General features: G+C 56.9%; 23 protein-coding genes. 10 read left to right on the forward strand and 13 right to left on the reverse strand.

All coding sequences use genetic code 11. The features are described 5' to 3' along the window. Nucleotides 1–89: 89 nt before the first annotated feature. The 3 genes from FY156_15860 to mepA form a co-directional block, all read right to left on the reverse strand. Nucleotides 90–1,112 carry a glucokinase gene (locus FY156_15860; protein UXS02840.1) on the reverse strand — a complete coding sequence of 341 codons (1,023 nt, stop codon included), beginning with the start codon at nucleotides 1,110–1,112 and terminating at the stop codon, nucleotides 90–92. A 26-nt stretch (nucleotides 1,113–1,138) separates the two neighbouring features. Beyond that, nucleotides 1,139–1,522, reverse strand: coding sequence for a methylglyoxal synthase (locus tag FY156_15865; GenBank protein ID UXS02841.1), 384 nt, complete (start codon nucleotides 1,520–1,522; stop codon nucleotides 1,139–1,141). A gap of 100 nt (nucleotides 1,523–1,622) precedes the next feature. Continuing rightward, entirely contained in the window at nucleotides 1,623–2,666 is a 1,044-nt protein-coding gene (gene mepA / locus FY156_15870; protein ID UXS02842.1) for a penicillin-insensitive murein endopeptidase, read from the reverse strand. 193 nt (nucleotides 2,667–2,859) lie between these two features. Here mepA and FY156_15875 point away from each other — a divergent pair, with 193 nt between their 5' ends. The 7 genes from FY156_15875 to FY156_15905 all read left to right on the forward strand — a co-directional run bounded on the left by FY156_15875 (nucleotide 2,860) and on the right by FY156_15905 (nucleotide 13,107). Continuing rightward, nucleotides 2,860–4,704, forward strand: a complete 1,845-nt coding sequence (locus tag FY156_15875) for an ABC transporter substrate-binding protein (protein ID UXS02843.1) — start codon at nucleotides 2,860–2,862, stop codon at nucleotides 4,702–4,704. A gap of 240 nt (nucleotides 4,705–4,944) precedes the next feature. After that, complete coding sequence (locus FY156_15880) at nucleotides 4,945–6,039, forward strand: microcin C ABC transporter permease YejB (protein ID UXS02844.1); 1,095 nt, start codon at nucleotides 4,945–4,947, stop codon at nucleotides 6,037–6,039. Then, on the forward strand, nucleotides 6,039–7,184 hold the full coding sequence (locus FY156_15885; protein ID UXS02845.1) for an ABC transporter permease: 1,146 nt from the start codon (nucleotides 6,039–6,041) through the stop codon (nucleotides 7,182–7,184). The genes FY156_15880 and FY156_15885 overlap by 1 nt, the downstream gene beginning before the upstream one ends. After that, nucleotides 7,181–8,830, forward strand: coding sequence for an ABC transporter ATP-binding protein (locus FY156_15890; GenBank protein UXS02846.1), 1,650 nt, complete (start codon nucleotides 7,181–7,183; stop codon nucleotides 8,828–8,830). Before FY156_15885 ends, FY156_15890 begins: the two co-directional genes overlap by 4 nt. A gap of 159 nt (nucleotides 8,831–8,989) precedes the next feature. Beyond that, nucleotides 8,990–10,237 carry an FAD-binding oxidoreductase gene (locus FY156_15895; protein ID UXS02847.1) on the forward strand — a complete coding sequence of 416 codons (1,248 nt, stop codon included), beginning with the start codon at nucleotides 8,990–8,992 and terminating at the stop codon, nucleotides 10,235–10,237. A 203-nt stretch (nucleotides 10,238–10,440) separates the two neighbouring features. After that, a complete protein-coding gene (locus FY156_15900) occupies nucleotides 10,441–11,802 on the forward strand; it encodes a glutamine synthetase (GenBank protein UXS02848.1) in 1,362 nt (453 codons plus the stop codon). A 3-nt stretch (nucleotides 11,803–11,805) separates the two neighbouring features. Next, on the forward strand, nucleotides 11,806–13,107 hold the full coding sequence (locus FY156_15905; protein ID UXS02849.1) for an FAD-binding oxidoreductase: 1,302 nt from the start codon (nucleotides 11,806–11,808) through the stop codon (nucleotides 13,105–13,107). On the opposite strand, the gene FY156_15910 is transcribed toward FY156_15905, so the two are convergent. From FY156_15910 to rirA, 7 genes are all read right to left on the reverse strand, one after another. Continuing rightward, nucleotides 13,104–13,592: a gluconokinase gene (locus tag FY156_15910; protein ID UXS03176.1), complete on the reverse strand. Its 489-nt coding sequence runs from the start codon at nucleotides 13,590–13,592 to the stop codon at nucleotides 13,104–13,106. The genes FY156_15905 and FY156_15910 overlap by 4 nt on opposite strands. 147 nt (nucleotides 13,593–13,739) lie before the next feature. Beyond that, the gene (locus FY156_15915) at nucleotides 13,740–14,483 is read right to left on the reverse strand and encodes an ABC transporter permease (GenBank protein ID UXS02850.1); all 744 of its coding nucleotides are present in this window, start codon (nucleotides 14,481–14,483) and stop codon (nucleotides 13,740–13,742) included. Further along, nucleotides 14,480–15,418, reverse strand: coding sequence for an ABC transporter ATP-binding protein (locus FY156_15920; protein ID UXS02851.1), 939 nt, complete (start codon nucleotides 15,416–15,418; stop codon nucleotides 14,480–14,482). Before FY156_15920 ends, FY156_15915 begins: the two co-directional genes overlap by 4 nt. Beyond that, on the reverse strand, nucleotides 15,415–16,581 hold the full coding sequence (locus FY156_15925) for an ABC transporter permease (protein UXS02852.1): 1,167 nt from the start codon (nucleotides 16,579–16,581) through the stop codon (nucleotides 15,415–15,417). The genes FY156_15920 and FY156_15925 overlap by 4 nt, the downstream gene beginning before the upstream one ends. A gap of 33 nt (nucleotides 16,582–16,614) precedes the next feature. Further along, nucleotides 16,615–17,526 (reverse strand): ABC transporter substrate-binding protein, encoded by a 912-nt coding sequence (locus tag FY156_15930; protein ID UXS02853.1) that lies wholly within the window; start codon nucleotides 17,524–17,526, stop codon nucleotides 16,615–16,617. A 153-nt stretch (nucleotides 17,527–17,679) separates the two neighbouring features. After that, entirely contained in the window at nucleotides 17,680–18,723 is a 1,044-nt protein-coding gene (locus FY156_15935) for an AbrB family transcriptional regulator (protein ID UXS02854.1), read from the reverse strand. Between the two features lie 170 nt (nucleotides 18,724–18,893). After that, a complete protein-coding gene (gene rirA / locus FY156_15940) occupies nucleotides 18,894–19,364 on the reverse strand; it encodes an iron-responsive transcriptional regulator RirA (protein ID UXS02855.1) in 471 nt (156 codons plus the stop codon). Between the two features lie 172 nt (nucleotides 19,365–19,536). Here rirA and FY156_15945 point away from each other — a divergent pair, with 172 nt between their 5' ends. After that, nucleotides 19,537–20,586, forward strand: a complete 1,050-nt coding sequence (locus tag FY156_15945; GenBank protein ID UXS02856.1) for a Fe(3+) ABC transporter substrate-binding protein — start codon at nucleotides 19,537–19,539, stop codon at nucleotides 20,584–20,586. Nucleotides 20,587–20,634: 48 nt separating this feature from the next. Here the strand turns inward: FY156_15945 and FY156_15950 are convergent, their stop codons facing one another. The 3 genes from FY156_15950 to FY156_15960 all read right to left on the reverse strand — a co-directional run bounded on the left by FY156_15950 (nucleotide 20,635) and on the right by FY156_15960 (nucleotide 24,479). Beyond that, complete coding sequence (locus FY156_15950) at nucleotides 20,635–21,705, reverse strand: M48 family metallopeptidase (GenBank protein UXS02857.1); 1,071 nt, start codon at nucleotides 21,703–21,705, stop codon at nucleotides 20,635–20,637. Beyond that, nucleotides 21,695–22,765 (reverse strand): DUF898 domain-containing protein, encoded by a 1,071-nt coding sequence (locus FY156_15955; GenBank protein UXS02858.1) that lies wholly within the window; start codon nucleotides 22,763–22,765, stop codon nucleotides 21,695–21,697. The genes FY156_15950 and FY156_15955 overlap by 11 nt, the downstream gene beginning before the upstream one ends. 217 nt (nucleotides 22,766–22,982) lie before the next feature. After that, nucleotides 22,983–24,479 carry a CoA-acylating methylmalonate-semialdehyde dehydrogenase gene (locus FY156_15960; protein ID UXS02859.1) on the reverse strand — a complete coding sequence of 499 codons (1,497 nt, stop codon included), beginning with the start codon at nucleotides 24,477–24,479 and terminating at the stop codon, nucleotides 22,983–22,985. 150 nt (nucleotides 24,480–24,629) lie between these two features. On the opposite strand from FY156_15960, the gene FY156_15965 reads away from it, so the two are divergent. Together FY156_15965 and FY156_15970 are read left to right on the forward strand one after the other, a co-directional pair. After that, nucleotides 24,630–24,944 (forward strand): antibiotic biosynthesis monooxygenase, encoded by a 315-nt coding sequence (locus FY156_15965; protein ID UXS02860.1) that lies wholly within the window; start codon nucleotides 24,630–24,632, stop codon nucleotides 24,942–24,944. Beyond that, entirely contained in the window at nucleotides 24,941–25,822 is an 882-nt protein-coding gene (locus FY156_15970; protein UXS02861.1) for a LysR family transcriptional regulator, read from the forward strand. Before FY156_15965 ends, FY156_15970 begins: the two co-directional genes overlap by 4 nt. Nucleotides 25,823–25,829 lie beyond the last annotated feature (7 nt).

Consider the following 25,829-nt stretch of genomic DNA (forward strand, 5'->3'; position numbering starts at 1 on the left):
CTCATCCTGCTTTCGACAGACCGCAGCCTGCCCATATCTTCCTTGTTTGGCGGCGGAAGTTAAAGATCATCCGCCCGCTTCGCAAGCTATCAGGCTTTCCAGCGGCGCCCATCAAGCGAGAGGCCGAAATCCGATGGTGTTCTGGCGTAGTTTGCAAGTCCGGAAAGGGCTGCCTGCGGATGCGTCACGACATAGGTCGGAATGCTGCGCATCAGGGCCTTGTGCGGCGCCTTGTCTTCGAATGCGGCTCTGAATTCCGGGCTCTTGAGCGCTGGAATGATCTTTTGTGAGATGCCGCCGGCCAGATAAACTCCGCCCTTCGCCATGAATATCAGCGCGATGTCACCTGCGACACGTCCGAGATAGGTGCTGAACAATGACAGTGTTTCCTGCGCCTGGGCATTGCTATTCGCAAGACCCTCGGAGGTGATATCGGCAGGGTCGGAAAATATCGGTTCGATGCCGTCAGCAGCGCAAACGGCGCGGTACAGGTTGACCAGTCCTCGTCCACACAGGATCTGCTCTCCCGCGACGCGTCCTTCGATGGTTTCGATATGCGGAAAAACGGCGTAATCGCGCTCCGTTCTCGGGCCGATGTCGATATGACCGCCTTCGCCCGGAACAGGAAACCACATGTGCCGCGCGTAAACGAGGCCTGCGACGCCAAGACCGGTACCAGGTCCCAGCACGACGCGGGACGCCAGTGCGTCCTTGCCCTGAGGGCCGATCGGCTCGCGGTTGTCGTCATCGAGAGCGGCAATCGCCAGCGCCTGCGCTTCGAAATCGTTGATGACGATCACATCCTTCAGGCCGAGATTGGCCAGCATATCCTTGGGTTTGACGACCCAGTGGCAATTGGTCAGCGGAATTTCATCGCCTTCGATCGGGCCCGCGATAGCGAGAATGGTCGAAACCGGCTGGATGGACGTCTTGTCGAGAACCGCCTGCTGTATGGCGTCGTCGATGGTCGGAAACTCGGCTGTTTTGACCGTCGTGAAATGCACGGGTTCGGCAAAGGAATCGATCAGGATCGAAAAGCGGGCATTGGTGCCGCCGATGTCGCCAATAAGGATAGGAAAAGAAAGATATTCGGTATCGGACGTCTTGGGCATTACCTGTTCCACTTTTGGTGCGAGCATCAGTCGGCGAGGTTGAAGTCGATCAGCTTTTCCGCTGTGGCACGATTAAGCGCCATGGGAATGTCGTAGACCGTAGCGAGGCGGGTCAGTGCTTTCACATCCACATCGTGCGGCATAGGGGTCAATGGATCGGTGAAAAAGATCAGCATATCCACCTCTCCCGTCGCGATCATCGCGCCGATCTGCTGATCACCGCCGAGCGGTCCGCTTTTCAGACGGATAACGTTCAGATCCGGACACGCTTCCTGAACCCGGCCGCCTGTCGTGCCCGTTGCTACGATCCTGAACTTGGAGAGCGCTTTCTGATGCCGGCGGGCGAAATCCGCCATATCATCCTTCTTCTCGTCGTGGGCGATGAGCGCGATACAGCGTTCTTCAGCCATGGGCAGCATCTCTCCAATGAATAATTAAATCGATTTGAAGCCTTCTATAGCAGCTTGCCGCCATTTGAAAAGCGGCGCTTTTCAATGCCGCATTTCTGTTTCAGTTCAATGTCGGACGCTGGAGCGGAAGAGGAATATCCGCAGGAGGTGAAACGGGCGGCGCCGCCTGAATGACAGATTCCACACTTGGCTGACTGGAGGCCTGTGCTGGTGCATAGGCCTGGGCAGACATGGCGTCTGCGTTGCGGGCGGGCGCTGAAGCAACGGCTGCACATGCGGCCGGCAGATCTGACACCATAACCTGGCGCGGTTTTACCGGCTTGGCATTGGGGTCCTTTTTCGGCGGTGCCCAGGGCTCCTTGGTGAACCACCATGCGAGCGACTTGTCGCAGCCATCTCCCTTGCCGACGGGCGCCTGCGGTTTGCAGTTTGCGGCGCCTGGCGGGCATTCAAGCCGGATATGGAAATGTTCGTCGTGGCCGTAGATCGGGCGGATTTTGCCGAGGAACGTGCGATCGCCGGTCCATGTCTGACAAAGTTTCTGCTTGATGGCCGGGTTGACGAACACCCGCTCAACTTGCGGATAGCTGGCTGCCATCATCACCAGACGAGCATTGAGCGGCGACCATTTCCGGTCATCGACCGTCAGGAATTTGCTTTTGTCGAGCATGGAAATGAACGGCACTGTTTCGCGCTCCTGCGCGCTCATGCGATGGTCGGGCATTGGCCTCCACCACACATCGACATCGAGGCCAATCTGATGGGATGCGTGTCCGGAAAGCATAGGCCCGCCACGTGGCTGGGAGATGTCGCCAAGCAGGAGGCCCGGCCAGCCGATCTTTTGTGCGTCCTGCGAAAACTGCTCGAGGAAGGAGATCAGTTGCGGCTGCCCCCAGCGGCGATTGCGGGAAAGCCGCATGGCCTGCCAGCCAGGGCCGTCCGTTGGCATTGCGATCGCGCCGGACTGGCAGCCTTTTGCATAAGACCCGATGGGTTGCGAAACGGTGGCAGACGGAAGGGCGAGGTGGCCAAAAACTTCTTTGGCAGTACGGTCCTCTGCGGATGCCGTTGCCACCTGAAGGCTGGAAAGCACCGAAATGGCCAACAAAGCCCCTCTAAAAACCCGCAATGATCCCGCCGTCATATGGTCGCCGCCTGCTCCGCCCGAATGATTCTCTTGTCCCAAGATTAAACTGGATCGGGATTTTGTTGAAACCATGTTTGCCGGCAACCTGAGATATTGCTTCGATAAAGAGCTTGTGAGCCACGGCACCTGTTTTTTGACATTGTTTGTTTTATGCTCTGCACAATAGACACGAAAAACAGGGCTTTCCCGTATGGTATTGGCACAACTGAAATCCCGCTTTGTTATCGCGCTGACCGCATCTGCATTGTTAATGCCGGCTTTCGCCTCCGCACAGGACGAGCAGGGCTGGCGAAAGGGGATTTCGACCGTTGGTGACCTGAAACATCCCGGTGATTTTTCGCACTTCGATTACGTCAATCCAAATGCTCCAAAGGGTGGAACGCTGCAGCTTTCGGCAGAAGGCAGCTTCGATACGCTCAATCCGCTTCTGGCGCGCGGTGAGGTGGGCGAGGGGTTGGGCCTTGTCTACGAGACGTTGATGACGTCGGCATTGGACGAAATTTCCTCCATGTACGGCCTGCTCGCCGAGTCTTTGAAATATCCTGACGATTTCAGTTCGGTGACATTTCGCCTGCGCGCCGAAGCGACATGGTCCGACGGCAAGCCCGTGACCCCTGAGGATGTCGTTTTCAGTTTCGAACAGGCGAAAAAATCCAATCCGCAAATGGAATTTTATTATCGCCACGTCGTCAGCGCCGAGAAAACGGCGGAGCGCGAGGTCACCTTCAAGTTTGATGAGCCGAACAACCGCGAACTGCCGCAGATCGTCGGTCAGCTTCTGATCGTTCCCAAACATTGGTGGGCGGCCAATGGCACGGACGGAAAACCTCGCGACATCACCAAGACGACACTTGAAGTGCCGATGGGGTCTGGACCGTATCGCGTGGCCGCAGTGACACCCGGCTCCACGATCCGTTACGAGCGTCGCGACGATTATTGGGGCAAGGACGTCAACGTGAACGTCGGCCAGAACAATTTCGGCTCGATCGTCTACAGCTATTTTGCCGACCGCGACGTGATGTTCGAGGCCTTTCGCTCCGGCAATACCGATTACTGGTGGGAGAACTCAGCCCGGCGATGGGCAACGGCCTATAACTTTCCTGCGGTCAACGACGGTCGCATCAAGCGCGAAGAGCTTGAAAACGAGATGCGAAAGGTCGGCGTTATGGTCGGCTTTATTTTCAACACCCGCCGCGACAAGTTTGCCGACCCGCGTGTTCGCGAGGCGCTCAACTATGCCTTCGATTTCGAGGAGCTGAAGCGCACGATCTTTTATGGCTCTTATGACCGTGTCGACAGCTACTTCTTCCGCACGGAGCTTGCATCCTCCGGCCTGCCGCAAGGGCGTGAACTGGAAATACTGAATGAGGTCAAAGACCTCGTTCCGCCGCGTGTTTTCACGGAGCCCTATAGCAATCCGGTCAATGGCGATCCGGCAAAACTGCGCGACAACCTTCGAAAAGCCGTCGCCATGCTGAAGGAGGCGGGTTACGAGCTGAAGGGCAACAGGATGGTCAACACCAAGACCGGCCAGCCCTTGAGCTTCGAAATCATGCTGGGAGGGCCGACGATCGAGCCGGTGGCGCTGTCGTTTTCGCAAAATCTCAAGAAGATCGGCATCGATGCGACGGTTCGAAGCGTCGAGCAGTCGCAGTTCACCAATCGGTGGCGCTCGCGTGATTTTGACGTGATGTACAATGCCTGGGGAGAATCGATGAACCCCGGCAATGAGCAGGCGGAATATTGGGGTTCGGACGCTGCCAAACGCGAAGGTTCGCAAAATTACAGCGGCATCAGCGATCCGGGCATCGATGCCCTCATCAAGAAAGTCATCTTTTCCAAGGACCGTGACGATCTGGTCGCCGCCGTCCACGCATTGGATCGTGTTCTGTTGGCGCATCACATCGTTGTGCCGAGTTACAGCTCCAAATCCTCGCGCATCGCGTATTGGGGACGATTGGCGCATCCTGAAAACCTGCCCGAATATTCACTGGGCATGCCGACCGTCTGGTGGTCGGCCGAAGCTGGAAAATGATAATGAATCGGCTGCGAAAGGTGTGAGCCACCTTCGCGATGACCGAAGCGAAAACACGAGGCTGGAACTGTGAACCGGCCTTCGTTTTTCCTCTGCAGCGCCAGAAGCCTTGCTTTCGCTTCGAAGGCTTGATTCACATAGACTGATACGAATCGTTCAGGGCGCGATGAGCGCCTTCAGGAAAGGACCCGGTTTGACAGAAGCGAAAACCGCTGGCGCATTGGCCCGAGGCAGGGACTGATGGGAGCATATATTCTCAGACGTCTGGCTCTCATGATCCCGACCATGATCGGCATTATGGGCATTTCGTTTCTTGTCATCCAATTCGCGCCGGGCGGCCCGGTCGAACAGGTTGTCGCGCAATTGACGGGACAGGGCGACAGTGCGTCCGATCGTCTTTCCGGCGGCGGCGATCTTATCGGCCAGTCAGGCGGTTTCGACGAAAGCGGTTCGAAATATCGTGGTGCACAGGGCCTTGATCCGGACTTGATCGCCAAACTGGAAAAGCAGTTCGGTTTCGACAAACCGCCGCTCACCCGTTTCTTCGACATGATGTGGAACTACATCCGCTTCGATTTTGGCGACAGCTTCTTCCGCAACTCTTCGGTGATCGATCTCATCATCGACAAGCTGCCAGTCTCCATGTCGCTCGGCTTCTGGATTCTGATCATCTCCTACATGATTTCGATCCCGCTCGGCATCAAGAAGGCCGTTTCTGATGGATCGACTTTTGACGTCTGGACCTCCGGTGTCATCATCATCGGTTATGCCGTGCCGAGCTTCCTGTTTGGTATTCTCCTGATCGTTCTTTTTGCCGGCGGATCATTCTTCGACTGGTTCCCGCTACGTGGCCTGGTGTCGGATAACTTTGACCAATTGAACTGGTGGCAGAAGATCATCGACTACTTCTGGCATCTGACCTTGCCGTTGATCGCGCTGTCGCTTTCGGCTTTCGCAACGACGACGCTTTTGACGAAGAACTCCTTCATCGACGAGATCAAGAAGCAATATGTGGTGACAGCCCGCGCCAAGGGGCTCTCTGAGCGCAAGGTGCTTTACGGTCACGTGTTCCGCAACGCCATGCTGATCGTCATCGCCGGTTTTCCAGGCGCGTTTATTTCCGCGTTTTTTACGGGTTCGCTGCTCATCGAGAACATCTTCTCGCTGGATGGTCTTGGTCGTCTCGGCTACCTTTCGGTCGTCAACCGCGACTATCCGATTGTTTTCGGCACGCTCTACATTTTTTCCCTGATGGGACTTGTGGTCGGTCTCATCTCCGACCTCATCTATACCTGGATCGATCCGCGCATCGACTTTGAGCGGAGGGACGTGTGATGACAATCGCAGCCCCTACCACGGCAGATGTTGTCGTGCCACCGAAGCGCCCGTGGTTTTCGCCGACCAGCAAACGACGTTGGCAGAATTTCAAGGCCAACCGCCGTGGCTACTGGTCATTCTGGCTGTTCCTCATTCTGTTTTTCCTCAGTTTGTCTGCGGAATTTATCGCAAACGACAAGCCGGTCCTCGCCTCCTACAAGGGCGAGCTTCTGATGCCTGTGCTCGTTGATTATCCAGAGGAAAAATTCGGCGGCTTCCTGGCGCAGACCGACTACAAGTCGTCCTTTATTCAGGATGAAATCAACGCCAATGGCTGGATGATCTGGCCGCCGATCCGTTATTCCTACCAGACGGTCAATTCGAATATTCCGCATTCGGCTCCGACGCCGCCCTTCTGGTTGATGGACAGACAGCAGCGTTGCTCGGCTTATCCGCAAGGGGACGCCGACCCCAACTGCACGGTCGGAAATCTCAACTGGCTCGGCACTGACAACCAGGCTCGCGACGTCACGGCGCGGATGATCTACGGTTTCCGTATTTCGGTGCTGTTCGGTCTGGCTTTGACCATTGCCTCGGCGATCGTCGGCGTGACGGCAGGCGCTGTGCAGGGCTATTTCGGCGGCTGGACCGACCTGTTGATGCAGCGCTTCATCGAAATCTGGTCGTCCATGCCGGTTCTCTACATCCTGCTGATAATCGCGGCGATTTTGCCACCCGGTTTCTTCGTTCTCCTTGGCATCATGCTGCTATTCTCATGGGTTGGGTTCGTCGGCATTGTGCGTGCCGAGTTTCTGCGCGCCCGCAATTTCGAATATGTTCGTGCCGCCCGTGCGCTCGGTGTCGGCAACTGGACAATCATGTTCCGGCACCTGCTGCCCAACGCCATGGTCGCGACGCTGACCTTCCTGCCCTTCATTCTGTCCGGTTCGATCACAACGCTGACCTCGCTCGATTTCCTTGGTTTCGGCATGCCGCCCGGCTCGCCGTCTCTGGGTGAGATGATCGCGCAGGGCAAGAATAACCTTCAGGCGCCCTGGCTCGGTCTGACCGCTTTCTTCACCATGTCGATCATGCTGTCGCTGCTGATCTTCGTTGGCGAGGCCGTGCGCGACGCCTTCGATCCGCGCAAGACGTTCCGGTGATCGCCATGACGGAAACCATGAAACAACCCCTTCTTTCGGTTCAGGATCTGTCGGTCGCCTTTCACCAGGGTGGTGCAACGAGCCTCGCCGTCGACCATGTATCCTTCGACATCATGCCGGGCGAGGTCGTTGCGCTCGTCGGTGAATCCGGCTCCGGAAAATCGGTGACGGCAAACTCCGTCCTGAAACTGTTGCCTTATCCGGCCGCAAGCCACCCGTCTGGCAAGATCCTCTTCGATGGCAAGGACATGTTGAGCCTGCCGGAAAAGATGTTGCGCCGCGTTCGCGGCAACGACATCACGATGATCTTTCAGGAGCCGATGACATCGCTCAATCCGCTTCACACCATCGAGCAGCAGATCGGCGAAATTCTCGAACTGCACCAGGCGATTACCGGCGCTGAAGCCAGGAAGCGCACTCTGGAGCTTCTGCTCCAGGTCGGTATTCGCGAACCGGAAAAACGTCTTAAAGCCTATCCGCACGAGCTTTCAGGCGGCCAGCGCCAGCGCGTCATGATTGCCATGGCGCTTGCCAACAGACCGAAGCTGTTGATCGCTGATGAGCCGACGACGGCGCTCGATGTCACGGTTCAGGCACAGATCCTTGAGCTGTTGAGTGATCTCAAGACGCAGCACGGCATGTCCATGCTGTTCATCACCCACGATCTGGGTATTGTCCGGAAATTCGCGGATCGGGTCTGCGTGATGACCAAGGGCAAGATCGTGGAAACAGGCATGGTCGAGCAGGTCTTCACCCGTCCGCAGCACGACTATACGCGCCACCTTCTGGCTGCAGAGCCGAAAGGCGAGCCGCCGCCGGCTGACGACAGAAAACCCGTCGTTATGCAGGGCGACGATATCAAGGTCTGGTTCCCGATCAAGGCGGGTTTGATGCGCCGCGTGGTGGATCACGTGAAGGCTGTTGACGGGATAGACATTACGCTTCGTGCGGGGCAGACCGTCGGCGTTGTCGGTGAGTCCGGTTCGGGCAAGACGACGCTTGGCCTCGCCCTATCGCGGCTGATCGCCTCGGAAGGGCGCATCAGCTTCATCGGGCAGTCGATCGACAGCTATTCCTACAAGATGATGAAGCCGCTGAGAAACCGGCTTCAGGTCGTGTTTCAGGACCCCTACGGTTCGCTCAGCCCTCGCATGTCGGTCGGTGAGATCATCGAGGAAGGGCTGAAGGTTCATGAGCGATCGCTTTCAGCCGATGAGCGGGACACGCTTGTCGCAAAGGCGCTGGAGGAAGTGGGGCTCGATCCCGCCACGCGTTGGCGCTACCCGCATGAATTTTCCGGTGGCCAGCGCCAGCGTATCGCCATTGCCCGTGCCATGGTCCTGAAGCCGCGCTTTGTGATGCTGGATGAACCGACCTCGGCGCTCGACATGAGTGTGCAGGCTCAGGTGGTCGATCTTCTTCGCGACCTGCAGGCCCGTCACGATCTCGCTTATCTCTTCATCAGCCATGACCTTAAAGTCGTGAAGGCGCTTGCCAACGATCTGATCGTCATGCGGCATGGCAAGGTGGTGGAGAGCGGTCCCGCCGCCGACATTTTCGCCTCGCCGCAGGAAGACTATACCAAGGCTTTGCTGGCGGCGGCGTTCAACATCGAGGCGATGGAAACCCGGGCGATCGGCCAATAGCGACATAGGGCTACGGAACTGAAACGTTTGGACGCTCGTTGCGTGCGTCCAAACGATCATAGACGTTCAATGCGATAATTTTCCCATTGCTTTGCTAAAGTTGCCGACCCATCTTGCAGATGTGCCCAATGGGCTGTGCGGTGTGAATGGGTGGTTGGAATGGCAGTGGATGTGGTTGTTCTGGGAGCCGGAATCATTGGGGTTTCGGTGGCTTTGCAACTGTCGCGTAGAGGCAAATCGGTTGTGTTGCTCGACCGGAGAGGGCCGGGTGAAGAAACATCGTTCGGCAATGCGGGCCTCATTCAGCGCGAAGGGGTTGAACCCTATGGTTTTCCGCAGGACGTCGGACTTCTTCTGAAGTATTCGTTGAACAACCGTATCGATGCCCATTATCACCTGCGTGCCATGCCGAAGATTGCCCCCTTCCTCGGACGCTACTGGTTTCATTCCACTCCCACTCGCCATGCTGCGATCTCGCGCGCTTATGCGCCCCTTATCGAACATTCGGTGTCTGAACACAAAATCCTGATTGAGGAAGCGAATGCTGACGACCTGATCGTCAAGAACGGCTGGATGGAAGCTTACCGCACAGCTCAAAAGCGCGATGCGGATTACGCCGGCGCCGAGCGCTTGGCCCGCGACTATGGGATTTCCTACACGACACTGAGCGCGGCGGAACTGGCAGAGGCCGAACCGGATCTCCGTCGCGATTTCGTTGGCGGACTGAAGTGGAACGATCCGTGGTCGGTTCGCGATCCGCATGCGTTGACGCTTGCCTATGTCAGACTGTTTGAAAGTCTGGGCGGGACGGTCGTGCGCGGCGATGCATCGACGTTGAGCCAGACCGCTAAAGGCTGGACGGTTCGCACCGATACCGGGGCGATTGAGGCTGAACATGCTGTTGTTGCTCTCGGTCCATGGGCGGATACGGTGACGGAACGGCTTGGGTACCGGTTTTCACTTGGCGTCAAGCGTGGATATCACATGCACTATGCGCCGCAGCCGGGAACGAGACTCAACAACTGGTTGATCGACGCCGAAAGGGGTTACTTTCTGGCGCCCATGCGAAAGGGTATCCGCCTGACCACGGGTGCCGAGTTTGCTGAACGTGATGCACCGAAATCACCGGTTCAGATCGAGAGAGCGGAACGGATTGCCCGTACCGCCTTTCCGCTTGGCGGACGGCTGGATGCGGAGCCATGGATGGGCTCACGACCCTGCACACCGGATATGATGCCGATCATCGGCAGGGCGCCACGGCACAACACGCTCTGGTTTGCCTTTGGTCACGCCCATCACGGATTGACGCTTGGGCCGATCACCGGTCGGGTTCTGGCTGAAACCATTCTTGGCGAGAAACCGGTCATTCCCATCGATGCCTATCGCCCGGGCAGGTTCAATCCCTGAGAGCACTCTGTCAGGAATTCTCTGGCCTTTCCGCGTTCGGCCACGTACCATGCCTTTCATAAAGGGGAAAAGGCGCGTGGTCGTCGCGTAAAAAAGGGGCGAACGTCATCATGACGGCGAGATTTCTCATCTATCAGCAGCAGGACGATTTTCGTTAGCGCATCATATGGCGCGAACCGAAATGGAAAACAGCCTGCTGGTGCATGATGGATGATATTGAAAACGCAAAGAAATTTTTCGCCGACAATCCCGATATCGAAATACTTGAAGCGTTCGTCATAGATGCGAACGGTGTGCCGCGCGGCAAATGGATACCGCGTGAACGCGCCATCGACGTTCTTGAAAAAGGTATGGCAATACCCCGCTCCGTTTATGCCCTGGATATCTGGGGTCGCGATGTGCATGCGGCAGGTTTGGCGGAGGGAACAGGCGATCCGGACGGCTTCTGCTTTCCTGTTCCCGGTACTCTTTCACGTGTAAGCTGGCTTGGGCGACCAACGGCGCAGGTTCTTCTCGCGATGAGAAACCCGGATGGATCAGGCTTTTATGGCGATCCGCGCCACGTGTTGTCGCAGGTCCTGGAGGGATACCGCAAAGCCGGCCTCACACCGGTCGTTGCCACCGAACTGGAATTTTACCTCATCGATCCGGTCCGGTCTGCACTCGATCCTGTCCGTCCACCGAACAGTCGCGAAGGCCGCTGGCATACGGGTCAGACGCAAGTGCTGTCGATTTCCGAATTGCAGGATTTCGAAGATGTCTTTCACGATATTGCCACCGCATGCCGGGCACAGGGCGTTCTTGCGGACACGACGCTGCGGGAGAATGGTCCTGGCCAGTATGAGATCAATCTCAACCATGTGCCGGATGCGTTGCAGGCGGCAGACTTCGCAGTCTTTCTGAAGCGCATCGTCAAGGGGGTGGCGCGCAAACATGATCTCGATGCGACCTTCATGGCCAAGCCCTATGGCATGCAGGCCGGAAACGGCATGCACGTTCATTTCTCGGTTCTCGATAAGAGCGGCAACAACATATATGGCGGTGAAAACGGACCGTCGGACGCGCTGATGCACTCTGTTGGCGGTCTTCTGGAGAACATGGGGGAAAGCATGGCGATCTTTGCGCCCCATGCAAACTCCTACCGTCGACTGACGCCCAGCGAACACGCCCCGACCTACGCGTCCTGGGGTTTCGACAACCGTTCGGCTGCGGTGCGCGTCATTACAGCCAGTCGGGCGGCAACACGCATCGAGCACCGCGTCGCGGGCGCGGACACCAATCCTTATCTTGTTCTGGCGATGATCCTCAGTGCGGCGCTCGCCGGCATGAAGGAGAAACGTCAGCCGGGCGGCGCGATTTCCGGTGACAGCCATGCCATCAATCATGAGCCCCTGCCGACAAACTGGGATTATGCGCTGCAGCGTTTTACGCGTTCGAGTTTTGCTTATGCGACGCTTGGCCAGAAGTACCGCACGCTCTTCTCCGCCTGCAAGCAGCAGGAGCTATCCGAGTTTTCCTTGCGTGTAACCGACGTCGAATATGACGCCTATATCAGGACGGTGTGAGAGATGGCAGAGGTCACCCCAATTCCCAATCCCGGTCATACGTCGTCCTGGTATGCGGCCTCAGCCAACGTGAAATCCGTGCGTCCTTCATTGGAAGGGCATCTGGATGCCGATGTTTGCATCATTGGCGGTGGTTTCACTGGTATCTCTGCGGCTGTGGAACTCAGTGAGCGCGGGTATTCCGTGGTTGTGCTGGAAGGCGTGCGGGTCGGTTTCGGTGCCTCGGGTCGCAACGGTGGTCAGATCGTCAACGGCTATAGCCGTGATCTTGAAACCATCGCCGGACGCTACGGTCGCGAAAAGGCTGTGAAGCTCGGAGCGATGTCGCTTGAAGGTGGGGCCATCATCCGTGAGCGCGTCAAGAAATATGCGATTGATTGCGATCTTGTCGATGGAGGGTTCTTCGCGGCCTTCACGCCCAAGCAGGTCCGCGAAATGGAAGCACATAAGGAGCATTGGGAAAAACACGGACACGGCGGCCTGGAAATGGTGTCCAAGGCTGATGTCGGCAGATACGTGGAGACAGACCGTTATGCAGGCGGAATGATTGATCGCTTTGGCGGTCACATTCATCCGCTCAATCTGGTGCAGGGAGAGGCTGCCGCTGCCGAAAGCCTCGGCGCACGGATCTTCGAAAATTCGCGGGTTATTTCAGTCGAAGAGGGTGAGAGCCCCGTTGTTCGCACCGCGACTGGCAGCGTCAAGGTGAAATACGTGCTTGTGTGCGGCAATGCCTATCTTGGCACGCTTCTGCCGGAGATCGGGGATCGTATGATGCCCGTTTCAAGCCAGGTCATGGCAACCGAGCAGCTCGATCCGCAGTTGATTGAAAGCCTTTTGCCGGCAAATTATTGCGTCGAAGATGCCAACTACATTCTCGATTATTATCGCCGCACGTCCGATAATCGTCTGCTCTATGGCGGCGGCATCGGTTATGGTGGAAGCGATCCGGCTGACCTGACCGGTGTTATCAGGCCCAACATGCTGAAGACCTTCCCGCAACTGGCGACGACGAAAATCGATTTTGCCTGGAGCGGCAATTTCGCGCTGACGCTGACGCGCATCCCGCATATGGGCAAGCTTTCCGACAGCGTCTATTTCTCGCACGGCGACAGTGGTCACGGCGTCACGACCACGCATTTGCTAGGCAAGATCCTCGGCGAGGCCGTTGCAGGCCACGCCGAACGTTTTGATGTGTGGAGTTCCTTGCCGAATTATCCGTTTCCTGGCGGAAAGACATTCCGCGTACCGCTCACCGTGCTCGGGGCGTGGTGGTACGGTCTCAGAGACAAGCTAGGGCTTTAGAAACGAACGTCCTTCAGGCCGGAAAAGGCGTTTTCGACGATTTCGTCCGGTGTCGCATCGATGCTGACTGTCACCACCCCGGTCTCGCCTGTCGGAACTTCCAGGGTTGCAAGCTGGGTCTGCAGCAGTGAAAGCGGCATGAAATGTCCCTTGCGCTCGCCCATGCGGCGGCTGAGCAACTCGAGGCTGCCGTCGAGATAGACGAAAGCGAGCTTGCCGTCGCAGGCTTCCCGAAGCCGGTCGCGATAGATCTTTTTCAGCGCCGAGCAAGAGACGACGATACCGGCGCCTTCGTAACCTTTTCGCAGTTCCACACCGATGAGATCGAGCCAGGGCCAGCGATCTTCATCGGTCAGAGGTGTGCCGGCGGACATCTTGTCGACGTTCGATTTCGGATGCAGCTTGTCACCTTCTATGAAAGCGATGCCCAGTTTTTCGGCCAGTGCCTCTCCGACTGTGGACTTGCCGCAGCCGCTCACTCCCATCACAACGATTGCCTGTGTCACCCGAACCTCGAATTTCCTGTTTTCGATGGCCAAGCCCTTAGAGCATTTCTCGCTCGAGGGAAACGGTTCTGTTGGATCAGGACAAGCAAACGCACTGCGGGATCTGGGAAATCGGAAAGGCTGATCTCACTGATATCCAGCCTTTCTGGATGCGGTCTTCTCCAGTGCGGAAAAGCCGGCATGGATCAGGATTGCCAGCGCCGCGACGATCAATCCGCCCTGAAGGATGAAGGCCAGATTGTTGGATTGCAGCCCGGCAATGATGATTTCGCCAAGTGTCCGCGCAGCAACGGTCGAGCCGATGGTTGCGGTTGATAGGCTGATGACGGCCGACAGTCTGATCCCCGCAAGGATGGCCGGAAGCGCGAGCGGTAACTCCACTTTGACGAGCCGTTGCCAACCCGTCATGCCGCTGCCTTTGGCGGCATCCATGACTGCTGGCGGGAGTACGGTCAGCCCCGTCAACGTATTTTCGAAAACCGGAAGTAGGGCATATAGGAAAAGTGCGATAAGGGTCGGCTTCTCGCCGAAGCCGATCATCGGTACGGCAAGCGCCAGGACGGCGACAGGCGGAAATGTCTGTCCAACATTGACGATGCTGCGCGAGAGCGGCAGAAATGCTGCACCAAATGGCCTCGTAACGATGATGGCAAGTGTCACAGCCATCAACGTTGCGAGCGCCGTAGCGATAGCGACGATCTCCAGGTGCGAAAAGGTCAACGACAACAGGCTGGCCTGCACATAGATCGGTGGCGCATTGGGCTGGACGAGTGGCTGAAACAGAGGTGCGAAAAGCTGCGGTGATGCCAGGAAGACGACAAGCATCACGACAAGTAGTCCATTGATGACAAATTCGCCGACCCTGTTCATGGAGCTCCAGTGGCGCGCTGGAGGAGAACGTCACGGCGCACGCGACCGAGCGCTCTACCATCATCGTCAAGCACCGGCAGGGCATCCAGTCCCGCCCACAACATGGCGGAAAGTGCGTCGCGTTGATTGGCGTGAGCGCTCAAGGGGTGCCCTTCTGCATGGCCCGGCTCGATGACATCGGCAACAGGCAGGACGGAAAGCAGCTTCAGGGAACGCTCGTTTTCGCCGATCATCGTCCGAACGAAATCCGTTGCGGGCTCGAGAACCAGTTCGACGGGTGACCCTCTCTGCACGATATGGCCCTTGTCCATCACGACGATCTGCTGGGCCAGCCGGAATGCTTCGTCCATGTCATGCGTGACAAGTACAATCGTCACGCCGAGTTTTTTCTGAATCTCAAGAAGATCCATCTGCGCCTTGGCACGGATGACCGGATCGAGCGCGCCGAAAGGTTCATCCATCAGCAGAATGTTCGGTTCAGCGGCAAGTGCGCGGGCGACACCGACACGCTGCTGCTGCCCACCTGACAGTTCATGCGGAAATCGGTTGGCATAGAGCGAGGGCTCGAGCTGGAAAAGCTGCATAAGCTCTTCGATTTTGGCATCGATCCGCTTTTTATCCCAGCCGATCAATTCAGGGACGGTTGCGATGTTCTGAGCGACCGTGCGGTGTGGAAACAGACCGTGTCCCTGGATGGCATATCCGATCTGCCGGCGAAGCTTGAAACCGGGTATGTCGGTAACATCGTCTCCATCAATGCGGATAGTCCCGGAACTTGGCTCCACCAGTCTGTTGATCATTCGCAGCAGCGTGGTTTTACCAGACCCCGACGTACCGACGATGACTGTCACGGTGCGTGGAGCAACGACCAACGATACATCGTCGACCACCGCAGCACCGTCATATTGTTTGGTGATGTTTTCGATCTCGATCATGCTTCACGCTTTCTGCTTGCACTGAAGAGATTGCTGTCGATGAGCGCATCGAGCACGATGGCCGTTGTCAGCCCAAGCAGGACTGTGGGAATTGTCCCGAGCAGCACCAGATCCATCGCAGTCTGGCCGATTCCCTGAAAGACGAAAACGCCAAAGCCGCCGCCGCCGATCAGGGCAGCGATTGTTGCGAGCCCAATGTTCTGAACCAGCACAATGCGGATGCCAGTCAGGATCACGGGGAGGGCGAGGGGAAATTCGATGCGGAACAGTCGCTGCAGGGTCGTCATGCCAAGCCCGCGCGCGGCCTCCTGCACAGCCTGCGACACGCCCGCGAGGCCAACAACGGTGTTGGAGACCACCGGCAGGAGCGAATAGAGAAACAAGGCCACGAAGGCAGGCGCCATGCCGATACCGCGAATCCCCATCGCTGAAGCACCCGGAACGTTGGCGGCGATCCAACCGAGCGGTGCGATCAGAATACCGAAGAGAGCAATGGAAGGAATAGTCTGGACGATGTTGAGCCCGTTCAGCACGGCCGGTCGCAGCCGATCGACTTTGGCACAGAGGATGCCGATGGGAATTCCGATGAGGGTGGCAGCAAACAGTGATCCCAAGGCAAGCTCCACATGTCTGATCGCCTCACTCCAGAATATGTCGGCACGGTTGGCATATTCCTTGAGAATGGAAAGATCATCCCAAAGACCGCTCGCTAGCACGCTTGCAAGAACGGCGAGTGCGCCTCCGAGCATGACGACCCGCAACAGTGGTTTCGGTTGCAGCCGTGCGACCGCGTCGGTGGCGAGAAGCAGGAAAGCCGTCAAAAGAAGCCAGAAGCCGCTGGCTGGTGAAACGCGAGCGTAACTATTGTTATCGGGTGTGAGGGTTGTCGCCGCTAGACCCGCGACGATAGCAACGGCGACGAGGCCGATGAGAGAAACTGCCAGTCTCAAAACTATAGGGGAGCGAAAGAAGGCAATGACGCCGGCAAACAGCGTGAAGATGAGAAACGTTGCCGCCACCCATGTTGGAAGAGATTCGAAGATCGTCTTCGTTTCGCCGGCAACAATGCGGTTTGCACGAAACGTCATGAAGGGTGAGAAGAGGACTGCATAGAAAAGGAGGCACGAGATCAGTACGCCGACTTTGTCAGGCCGTCTGGTCAAAGGCTGCCTCCCTCTGCAGTCACTCACGTGATGTTATTTCACAAAGCCGTTTTTCGTCAGGAAATCGATTGCTACAGCTTTCGCCTGCTCACCACCCACCTGCACGCGTCCATTCAGTTCCTGCAATGTTGCCAGATCCAGTTTTTCGAATACAGGCTTCAGCAGTGCCTCGATATTCGGGTTCTTCTTCAGAACCTCTTCACGAATGATGGGGGCGGGTTGATAGACGGGCTGAACATGCTTGTCGTCTTCCAGCACAACAAGACCGGATGGTGCGATGCCGCCGTCCGTACCATAAACCATCGCGGCGTTGGCGTTGTTGGTCTGGTTTGCAGCCGCCGCGATCGTGGCCGCCGTATCGCCACCCGAAAGTGTGATGAGCTGCGCCGGTTTCATGGTGAAGCCATATGTGGTCTGGAAGGCTGGTAGCGCTGCAGCCGAGTTGACGAATTCCGAAGAGGCTGCCAGCACCACCTCGCCGCCATCTGCAACATACTTGCCGAAGTCCGACAGTGTCTTGAGGTTGTTCTTGTCGGCAACGTCCTTGCGGATAGCAATTGCCCAGGTGTTGTTGGCGGGCGATGGCGTCAGCCAGACGATCTTGTTTGCCTCGAGATCAAGCGTCTTGGCTTCCTGATAGGCTTTGCCTGCGTCCTTCCAGAGCGGATCATCAGCCTTCTCGAAAAAGAAGGCAGCGTTGCCGGTGTACTCCGGGTAGATATCGATCTCGCCGGCGGTGATCGCCTTGCGAACGACGGGCGTCGCGCCAAGTTGAATACGATCCGTCGTTTCAATGTTGTTCTGGTTCAAGACGGCCAGAATGATATTGCCCAACACACCGCCTTCAGTATCGATCTTGGAGGAAACGACGACCTGGGCCTGGGCAATGGAAGCATAAAGGGCGAAGGCGACTGCTGCGCCTGTCAGGGTCCTCAAGCGGCTCATGAAAAATTCCTCCGGTGGATCGATCTGCAGACGCGCAAAAGCCGCCGATGTCGCCGGCTCAACGGTCAAGAACGGCCGAGGCGGAAAATGGTTGCAGAAATGCTTCGGATTTTTTGCGATCCAGACGTCGGAGAATGCGCGTCCGCGAGCCCGTCAAAGATCGCCTTTGTTGCGGGCATCCTTGCCCATCACCAGCGGCATCAAAACCGACAGGAAGAGCAGCCGCAAGACGTGATGAGAGCCGACATAGGCAGTGTCTGCATGCATCATCACGGCCATTGCCGCCATGGTTTCGAGACCACCCGGGGAATAGGCAATCATCACGGCATTCAGCGGTACGCCTGTTATGTTGGAGATCATCCAAGCAATGACGCCAGCGATGAACATCACGGCGATCGTGACGACAAGGCCTGCAATGAAACCTTTGCGCACATCCATGAGTGACACATTGGAAAACCGCGTTCCGATAAGACAGCCGATAAGAACATAAACCGGAAGGCTCAACCAGTTTGGAACACCACCTTCTGTAAAGCCGGTGATGTGCGAACTGATGGAAACGGCAACACCGCCAAGAAGCAAGGCTGCTGGAAACCGCAAGCGCAGGAAGAGCAGGCCCATCGCCAGAGAGGCGATAATCGTCAACCCCAATGTCACAAGGCCCATCGGTGGGTTGATGATTGGCGGTTCGGTGCTGACGAGGTTGAAATATTCGACGATCAGCGGCACCGACAACGTCAGCGCCAATACCCGCACGCTCTGTACGATGCTGACGGTAGCGAGATCGCTCTTGGTGTCGGCGCTGAGGCTGATGATGTAACTGAGATGACCTGGGGAGGCGCCAAGCATTGCCGTGGTCCGGTCATAACCGAAGCCGTAATGCAAAATCCAGTAGGCGACATAGAGCATGATGACGACGGCGACGAGCACCACCACAAAGCTGATGGGCCAGGTCTTTGCCGCGTCAATCACGGCAGGCGTAACGCTGGTTCCCATCGAGATGCCAACGACGACAAAACAGGCGTTGCGGATATAGGAGGGGATGCCGAGCTTCAAACCCGAAAGCCCCGACAGGGTCACGGCAACTGCCGGCCCTGACAGAAACGGTGCCGGTATGCCGAGCAGACTGGCAATAAATGCTCCAATGCTGCCGATGATGGCCGTCAGCAAAAATGTATGGAATTCCGGCTTGATTATCATTGCAACGCGAATGGAAATTGCTTGGGAAGCTCAATCCCACATGCGCCGTTTCGGCTTGAGACGTCAACACGTCGCGGGAAAAATAATGGACCTGGAGAGGCAGTCACATAAAGAAACCCGCAACGTGGCGTTGCGGGTTCCAAGTAAGATCGTATCTTGAACTTGACGAATTAGGCTGCGGGAAGAGAAGCCGTGCGCGGCATTTCCGTGTCGAGGCCGAGCAGGAAGTTGATCTGCGGACGGGCCTTGACGAGATCGTCGATGGAATATTCGGTCAGGACGTCGAAGAAGGCGTTGAGTGCCTTGCGCAGCGCCGAGTTCAGGCCGCAGCTGTCAACAAGCGGACACTCGACGGCGCCATCCTCGAAGCATTCCGCCATGGCGAAGCTGTCTTCTGTGACTTTGACAACGTCAAACAGGCTGATCTTGTCGGCAGGCTTGCCCAGTCTCACGCCACCATTACGGCCACGGACGGTCTCAACCAGCCCGGCCTTGTTCAGCGGCTGAAGAATTTTGAAAAGGAACAGCTCCGACACGCCATAGGCTCTGGCGATTTCCGGAATGCGGCTCAGATGGCCTTCGTTTGCGGCGCAATACATCAACATGCGAACGGCATAGTTGGTCTGTTTGGTCAAGCGCATGCTGGTCTCCTAACTCTCAATGTGGAGTTATATAGTCTCTTTTTCAGTTTAGAACAATTCCAGAAACTGAAAAAATCTCATCTGTTCGAGATTTCGCGAACTGAATTGTTGACGGTTCCGCAGATTCATGAACAGAAAACTCAAGAATCGGACTTTAATGGAGACGAACTCAATGGCAAGCATGAAATCCCGTTTTCCCGGTGCCGTTTTTGTGAGTCTTGCTGCGTTATCGATGGCGACGACAGCTTTTGCCGAAGGGGAGGTCAATGTTTACTCCTATCGCCAGCCGGAATTGATTCAGCCACTCCTCGACGCGTTCACGAAGGAAACGGGCATAGAGACGAATGTCCTTTTTCTCGATAAGGGGCTCGTTGAACGGATACAGGCTGAAGGGGTCAACTCGCCCGCGGACGTGCTTTTGACGGTTGATATTGCCCGGCTGGTCGAGGCCAAAGAGGGTGGCGTGACGCAACCGGTTTTGAATGATCCGGTCATTGAAAAGGATATCCCGGCGAACCTGCGCGATCCGCAAGGAGAGTGGTTCGGGCTGACGACACGTGGTCGTGTCGTCTATGCCTCGAAAGAGCGTGTTGCGCAAAAAGACATTACCTATGAAGAGCTTGCCGACCTGAAGTGGAAAGGCAAAATCTGTATCCGCGACGGCCAGCACTCCTACAATATCGCCTTGTTTGCCTCGATGATCGCCCATCATGGCGTCGAGTACACGCGAACCTGGCTCACGGGCCTGAAGAACAATCTGGCCCGCAAACCGGACGGAACGGATCGCACCCAGGCCAAGTCGATCTTTGCTGGTGAGTGCGATATTGCACTGGGCAACACCTATTACGTCGGGCTGATGCTGACCAATGACCGGGAACCGGAAGAAAAGGAATGGGCAGGTTCAGTCCGCGTCATGTTCCCCAATGCTGGTGATCGCGGCACGCATGTCAACATTTCCGGAATGTCGATGACGAAATACGCGCCCAACAAGGACAATGCATTGAAGTTGATGGAGTTTCTGGCCTCGCGTGAAGCCCAGGAAATCTACGCGCAGCAGGTCTTCGAGTATCCTGTTCTGCCCGGTGCCGAGCCTTCCGATGTCGTGAAGGGTTTCGGGCCCATCAATCCCGACAAGCTGTCGTTGACGGACATTGCCGCGCACCGCAAGGAGGCTTCCGAACTGGTGGATGAGGTGGGCTTCAACGAAGGGCCGGCGAACTGATGATTTTGCAAGCGCTTCCCGTCGTTGAGGAGGCGCTCGCGGAGTGATTCACTGGCCGGCCGGTTTGCTGTCCAGCGAGGCGTCGTAGTCGAGGATGGCCTTTCGCCTCTCCGGCGTCCCGGGATGGGTGGAAATGATGGTGGTGCCATCCTTGTCGCCCAGTTTTTCCTCAAGGATCGCGAAGAAGCGTTCGATGGCGGTGGCGTCCAGTCCTGCTGCACGCATCAGCTCCACTGAACGTCGGTCGGCCTGGTGTTCTGCATCGCGTGAATGGGAAAGTGCCAGAAGACCACCGCCCTGCGTCAGAATATCCTCCATTGCAGATCCGACGTCGCCGGCGACCAGCATCACGAGGCCCGCAACACCGGCGGCGCGATAAAGCTGACGAAGGCTATGTTCATATTCCACATGGCCTATTTCGTGGGCGAGGACGCCGGTGATCATTTGCGTGTCGTCGCCGGCCAGTTCGACCAGTTCGTCGGTGAGAACGATCGTGCCGTCCGGCAGCGCGAACGCGTTCGGGCCGATATAGCCGCCATCTCTGAAATTCAGCTTGTAGGTTTCAGGCGAACCTTCCGCATGCGCTGCGATCCGTGCGAATTCGGCCCTTATCCTGTCCTGCTTTTCCACCGGCAGTGCGCTTTCGGAAAAGACCGTCCTGTCTAGCGCTTCCAGTGTACTGGAAGACATGATCTGTGGGACAATGGGCGGGGTGACGGCAACTGCCACTTCCACCATGGCCGGCAGTGCAAGCTTGTAGGTTCCATAAGCGAGAAGCACTGCGCACAGAGTGATCCCCACCAGCCGCAGGCGGAATTGCTCCAGCCAGTTTACCAGCCCGGAACGCTTTGTGATGTAGCCCTGCAGCAGACGGTCTATCCCGTCATTGTCGGAGGTTTCGAACAGCGATCCATCCGGGAAATGCAACTCGCGCGGGATTGCTCCAATCCGGTGGCTGATCTCCACCGAACCAATCTCCGCCTGTGTCCTTGTATGGCCATCTTTGCCGTCGAGGACGAGAAGAATAGTACCGCCAAGCTTCAGCCTGGCAGCACTCGAAACATTCGAGCGAGCGGCATGCCACTCGCCCGAAACGGTTTCTCCGGTATCAGAAACCAAACTCGAAGCCTTCCATATCCATATATTCGGCGCTGACGGCAGCGCCCGTCGCTTCGATCGAGGATAGAACCTCGCCCATGTCGCCGTCAAAATGGATTCCCGTGTGCTCGACACTGTAACGTGCTTCACGAACCGCAGCCCAGGGACGCATCAGACCAAGGGTGATGACGCTGAGAACGAGGTTGGAGATAACGATCCAGAGATAACGGCCACGGTTTACATCGCTGAGAAGTCGGTGTTTTCCATCGAGAAACATAGACGAGATCACGACGTTGCGTACGCCGGCGCGATAAACGATGCCAGCAAGGCCGTAGACCAGGAAAGCACCGAACAGGCCGATGTACAGAGAGCCAAGCGCCATGGTGATGGCTGTAGTCTCGTCATCGGCGAGCGCGCTGTTGGCTGCAAAGATCGCGAAGCCCAGGAAGCTGAACACTGTGCCGCCGACAACAACCATGATGGCCGGAATGATCCAGACGCGATAGAGCGCGCCAATTTTTGGGTCGGCACTGAACGGCCGGTCGCCGTAGCGAAGGTTGCCGAAAACGTAGCGATTGACCCAACGACTCGCCAGCGGTGCCAGAATGCCAAAAGAGATAAACGCCACGAAGCCGCCGAGTACGACGGAGACGAACGCGCCGCCTGTCTTGCCGGCAAAATCGAAACGTACGTTGCGATAACTTGTTACACGCGCGTTGAAACGAATGCTGCGCATGACAAGCCATGGCAAGAAGGCCACGAAAAGAATGGCCGGGATGAAGGCGAGAACCGGCAGAAGCGTTGCAAAGATCTGCATGACGATGATGAACGCAAAAGCGATCAGTCGCCCTTTGAAGATCTGCCCGCCCGTTGCGTGGTAACCGAAGGCACGTCCGGCCAGTTCAGTGCTTCCATTGAAATAGCGTTTGCGACGGACCTTTGCCCAGGCCGAGTAGATGCCAATGGTTATGATCGTCAGCAGAATGTTGACGATCCAGATTCCGAAATACTCTCCGGCACTTCCCTTGAAGACGCCGCGCTCATAGGCGCGCGTATCCGTTGCTACGGCAATATCGCTCATGTGAGTCCCTCTTCACATGCCCCTCTCCAGGCACATCAAATCAAATAATCAAAGTGTTCCCGTCTCTCGGTGTCCCCACACCTCGAACGCGACAGCTATATCAAAACAGCTTTAAGTGGAATTATTTTTCGGAAAATGTGAGTTTTTTTGTCTTGTTTGCAGCAAAAAGCCCCGCCGTGAGGCAGGGCTTCAGCGTAGATAACAATTGCAGTTGTGCTTATTTCATCGTCGGCATGACAAATTCCGCACCCGACTTGATGCCGGAAGGCCAACGCGAGGTGATCGTCTTGGTTTTTGTCCAGAACTTGATCGAATCGGTACCGTGCTGGTTGAGGTCACCGAAGCTTGAAGCCTTCCAGCCGCCGAAGGAGTGATATGCCAGCGGAACCGGGATCGGCACGTTGATGCCGATCATGCCGATATTGACACGGCTTGCGAAGTCGCGGGCCGCATCGCCGTCACGGGTGAAGATGGCGACACCGTTGCCATATTCGTGCTTCATCGGCAGTTCGAGTGCATCTTCGTAGTTCTTGGCACGAACGACGGAGAGAACCGGTCCGAAGATTTCCGTCTTGTAGATGTCCATGTCGGGTGTGACGTGGTCGAAGAGGCAGCCACCGACGAAGTAACCGTCTTCATAACCCTGCAGCTTGAAGTCGCGACCATCGACCAGCAGTTTTGCACCCTGTTCCACACCGCTGTCGATAAGACCCTTGACGCGGGTCTGGGCTTCTTTGGTTACCAGCGGACCCATGTCGGCCTTGTCGTCGGTATAGGGACCGATCTTCAACGCCTCGATCTGCGGAATAAGCTTCTCGACGAGGCGATTTGCAGTTTCCTCGCCGACAGGAACGGCGACGGAAACGGCCATGCAACGCTCGCCCGCTGAGCCGTAACCAGCGCCCATCAGCGCGTTGACGGCCTGATCGAGATCGGCGTCCGGCATGATGATCATGTGGTTCTTGGCGCCACCGAAGCACTGGGCGCGCTTGCCGTTCATCGCAGCCGTGCCGTAGACGTAACGGGCAATCGGCGTCGAACCGACAAAGGAGACGGCGCCGATATCCGGGTCCGTCAGGATCGCATCGACGGCACCCTTGTCGCCGTTGACGACATTGAGGATGCCAGCCGGAAGACCTGCTTCAATCATCAGTTCGGCAAGACGGATCGGCAGCGATGGATCGCGTTCAGATGGCTTGAGGATGAAGGCGTTTCCGCAGGCGATAGCAGGCGCGAACATCCACATCGGGATCATGCCGGGGAAGTTGAATGGCGTGATGCCGGCACCGATGCCGACGGGCTGGCGGATCGAATACATGTCGATTGCCGGACCAGCACCCTCGGTGAATTCCCCCTTTTGCAGATGCGGAATGCCGCAGACGAATTCGCAAACCTCAAGGCCGCGAACAATGTCGCCCTTGGAATCTTCCACCGTCTTGCCGTGTTCGCTCGACAGAAGAACGGCCAGTTCGTCCATGTTCTGGTTCAGGAGTTCGACGAACTTGAAGAACACGCGGGCACGGCGCTGCGGGTTGGTCGCGGCCCACTTCGGCTGCGCCTTCTTGGCGCTTTCGACCGCGGCACGCAGTTCGGCATCGCTGGCAAGAGCGACAGTCGCCTGCACTTCGCCGGTTGCCGGGTTGTAAACGTTCGACGTGCGGCCGCTGGTGCCGGGCACGTGCTTGCCGTCGATGAAATGACCGATTTCCTTCATGGGGCTTTCCTCCGGAATTTTGTGGTGGCGGAACCATTGCACTTCAATTTGTACAAATCAATGAACTCAGATAAGAAACCGTTGTGCGTAAATTAAAGCACGGCGATGTTGACCGAACGTCGGTCATGGCGGTCAGGAGGGTCAGGACCGATGCAGGATGAACCAGTGGTGCGGATGGCCGAGATCGAAATCGATCCATTGCATATCGACGCCTATCGCAGCTTGCTTGCCGAAGAAATCGAGGCTTCAGTCAGCCGGGAGGATGGCGTGCTGGCATTGAACGCTGTCGCCCTCAAAGGCAGTCCAGGAAAAATCCGTATTCTTGAGGTCTATGCGAGCCAGGCAGCATACGAGGCCCACCTAAGGACGCCGCATTTCCTGAAATACAAGGATGCGGTAGCAACAATGGTCACTTCTCTGACCTTGGTCGAGGTTGACCCCGTCATCATGCGAAGCAAGCCATGAACTGGGATGATGTCCGTATATTTCTTGCCGTCGCCCGGACAGGACAGATCCTTGCGGCATCGAAACGGCTGGGGCTCAACCATGCAACCTTGTCCCGGCGATTGACCTCGCTGGAAGAGGCACTGAAAACCCGGCTTTTTATTCGCCGGACGAACGGCTGCGAGTTGACGGAGGAGGGGCAGCGTTTTCTTGGTTCTGCGGAGCGCATGGAAACCGAAATGCTCAATGCGCAAGCAAGCCTTGGCCGCGTTGATACCGCCGTGGCGGGAACCGTGCGCATTGGTGCGCCGGATGGTCTGGGCGTTTCGTTTCTTGCGCCAAGGCTCGGTCGGCTGACAGCGCGTTATCCCGATCTCAAGATCCAGCTTGTGCCGGTGCCACGCTCCTTTTCTCTTTCGCAGAGAGAAGCGGACATTGCCATCACGATTGAACGGCCGGATCAGGGCAGATTGGTGCAGTCGAAACTGACCGATTATTCGCTCGGGCTTTATGCCTCGAAGGCCTATCTCGAAGAGTACGGTACTCCTCAAGATGTCGAAGCCCTCAAGCAGCATCGCCGCATCGGCTACGTGGAAGATCTGATCTTTTCGCCGTCGTTGAACTATACCGGCGAAATCATGCGGGACTGGGATGCGACGTTCGAAATCTCCAGTGCTATCGGCCAGACAGAGGCTGTGCGTTCGGGAGCGGGGATCGGCATCCTGCACAACTATATCGCCGGGCAGTATCCAGAGTTGATACGGATATTGCCCGAGATCGGCATTAGTCGTGCCTATTGGACCGCGTATCACGAATCTGCGCGCCAGCTTGTTCGGGTACGGACAGTGGTTGATTTTCTACAGGAGTTGGTTGCTGCAGAACGACGGATTTTCGCCTGAAATCTGC

Origin of the sequence: Agrobacterium tumefaciens (assembly GCA_025559845.1) — a bacterium.
Taxonomy (GTDB): domain Bacteria; phylum Pseudomonadota; class Alphaproteobacteria; order Rhizobiales; family Rhizobiaceae; genus Agrobacterium.

What these genes read in the sequence shown, in the direction of transcription:
- FY156_15860 (UXS02840.1), bottom strand. Translation starts at nt 1,112, where the DNA reads ATGCCCAAGACGTCCGATACCGAATATCTTTCTTTTCCTATCCTTATT.
- FY156_15865 (UXS02841.1), bottom strand. Translation starts at nt 1,522, where the DNA reads ATGGCTGAAGAACGCTGTATCGCGCTCATCGCCCACGACGAGAAGAAG.
- mepA (UXS02842.1), bottom strand. Translation starts at nt 2,666, where the DNA reads ATGACGGCGGGATCATTGCGGGTTTTTAGAGGGGCTTTGTTGGCCATT.
- FY156_15875 (UXS02843.1), top strand. Translation starts at nt 2,860, where the DNA reads ATGGTATTGGCACAACTGAAATCCCGCTTTGTTATCGCGCTGACCGCA.
- FY156_15880 (UXS02844.1), top strand. Translation starts at nt 4,945, where the DNA reads ATGGGAGCATATATTCTCAGACGTCTGGCTCTCATGATCCCGACCATG.
- FY156_15885 (UXS02845.1), top strand. Translation starts at nt 6,039, where the DNA reads ATGACAATCGCAGCCCCTACCACGGCAGATGTTGTCGTGCCACCGAAG.
- FY156_15895 (UXS02847.1), top strand. Translation starts at nt 8,990, where the DNA reads ATGGCAGTGGATGTGGTTGTTCTGGGAGCCGGAATCATTGGGGTTTCG.
- FY156_15900 (UXS02848.1), top strand. Translation starts at nt 10,441, where the DNA reads ATGATGGATGATATTGAAAACGCAAAGAAATTTTTCGCCGACAATCCC.
- FY156_15905 (UXS02849.1), top strand. Translation starts at nt 11,806, where the DNA reads ATGGCAGAGGTCACCCCAATTCCCAATCCCGGTCATACGTCGTCCTGG.
- FY156_15910 (UXS03176.1), bottom strand. Translation starts at nt 13,592, where the DNA reads ATGGGAGTGAGCGGCTGCGGCAAGTCCACAGTCGGAGAGGCACTGGCC.
- FY156_15915 (UXS02850.1), bottom strand. Translation starts at nt 14,483, where the DNA reads ATGAACAGGGTCGGCGAATTTGTCATCAATGGACTACTTGTCGTGATG.
- FY156_15920 (UXS02851.1), bottom strand. Translation starts at nt 15,418, where the DNA reads ATGATCGAGATCGAAAACATCACCAAACAATATGACGGTGCTGCGGTG.
- FY156_15930 (UXS02853.1), bottom strand. Translation starts at nt 17,526, where the DNA reads ATGAGCCGCTTGAGGACCCTGACAGGCGCAGCAGTCGCCTTCGCCCTT.
- FY156_15935 (UXS02854.1), bottom strand. Translation starts at nt 18,723, where the DNA reads ATGATAATCAAGCCGGAATTCCATACATTTTTGCTGACGGCCATCATC.
- rirA (UXS02855.1), bottom strand. Translation starts at nt 19,364, where the DNA reads ATGCGCTTGACCAAACAGACCAACTATGCCGTTCGCATGTTGATGTAT.
- FY156_15945 (UXS02856.1), top strand. Translation starts at nt 19,537, where the DNA reads ATGGCAAGCATGAAATCCCGTTTTCCCGGTGCCGTTTTTGTGAGTCTT.
- FY156_15955 (UXS02858.1), bottom strand. Translation starts at nt 22,765, where the DNA reads ATGAGCGATATTGCCGTAGCAACGGATACGCGCGCCTATGAGCGCGGC.
- FY156_15960 (UXS02859.1), bottom strand. Translation starts at nt 24,479, where the DNA reads ATGAAGGAAATCGGTCATTTCATCGACGGCAAGCACGTGCCCGGCACC.
- FY156_15965 (UXS02860.1), top strand. Translation starts at nt 24,630, where the DNA reads ATGCAGGATGAACCAGTGGTGCGGATGGCCGAGATCGAAATCGATCCA.
- FY156_15970 (UXS02861.1), top strand. Translation starts at nt 24,941, where the DNA reads ATGAACTGGGATGATGTCCGTATATTTCTTGCCGTCGCCCGGACAGGA.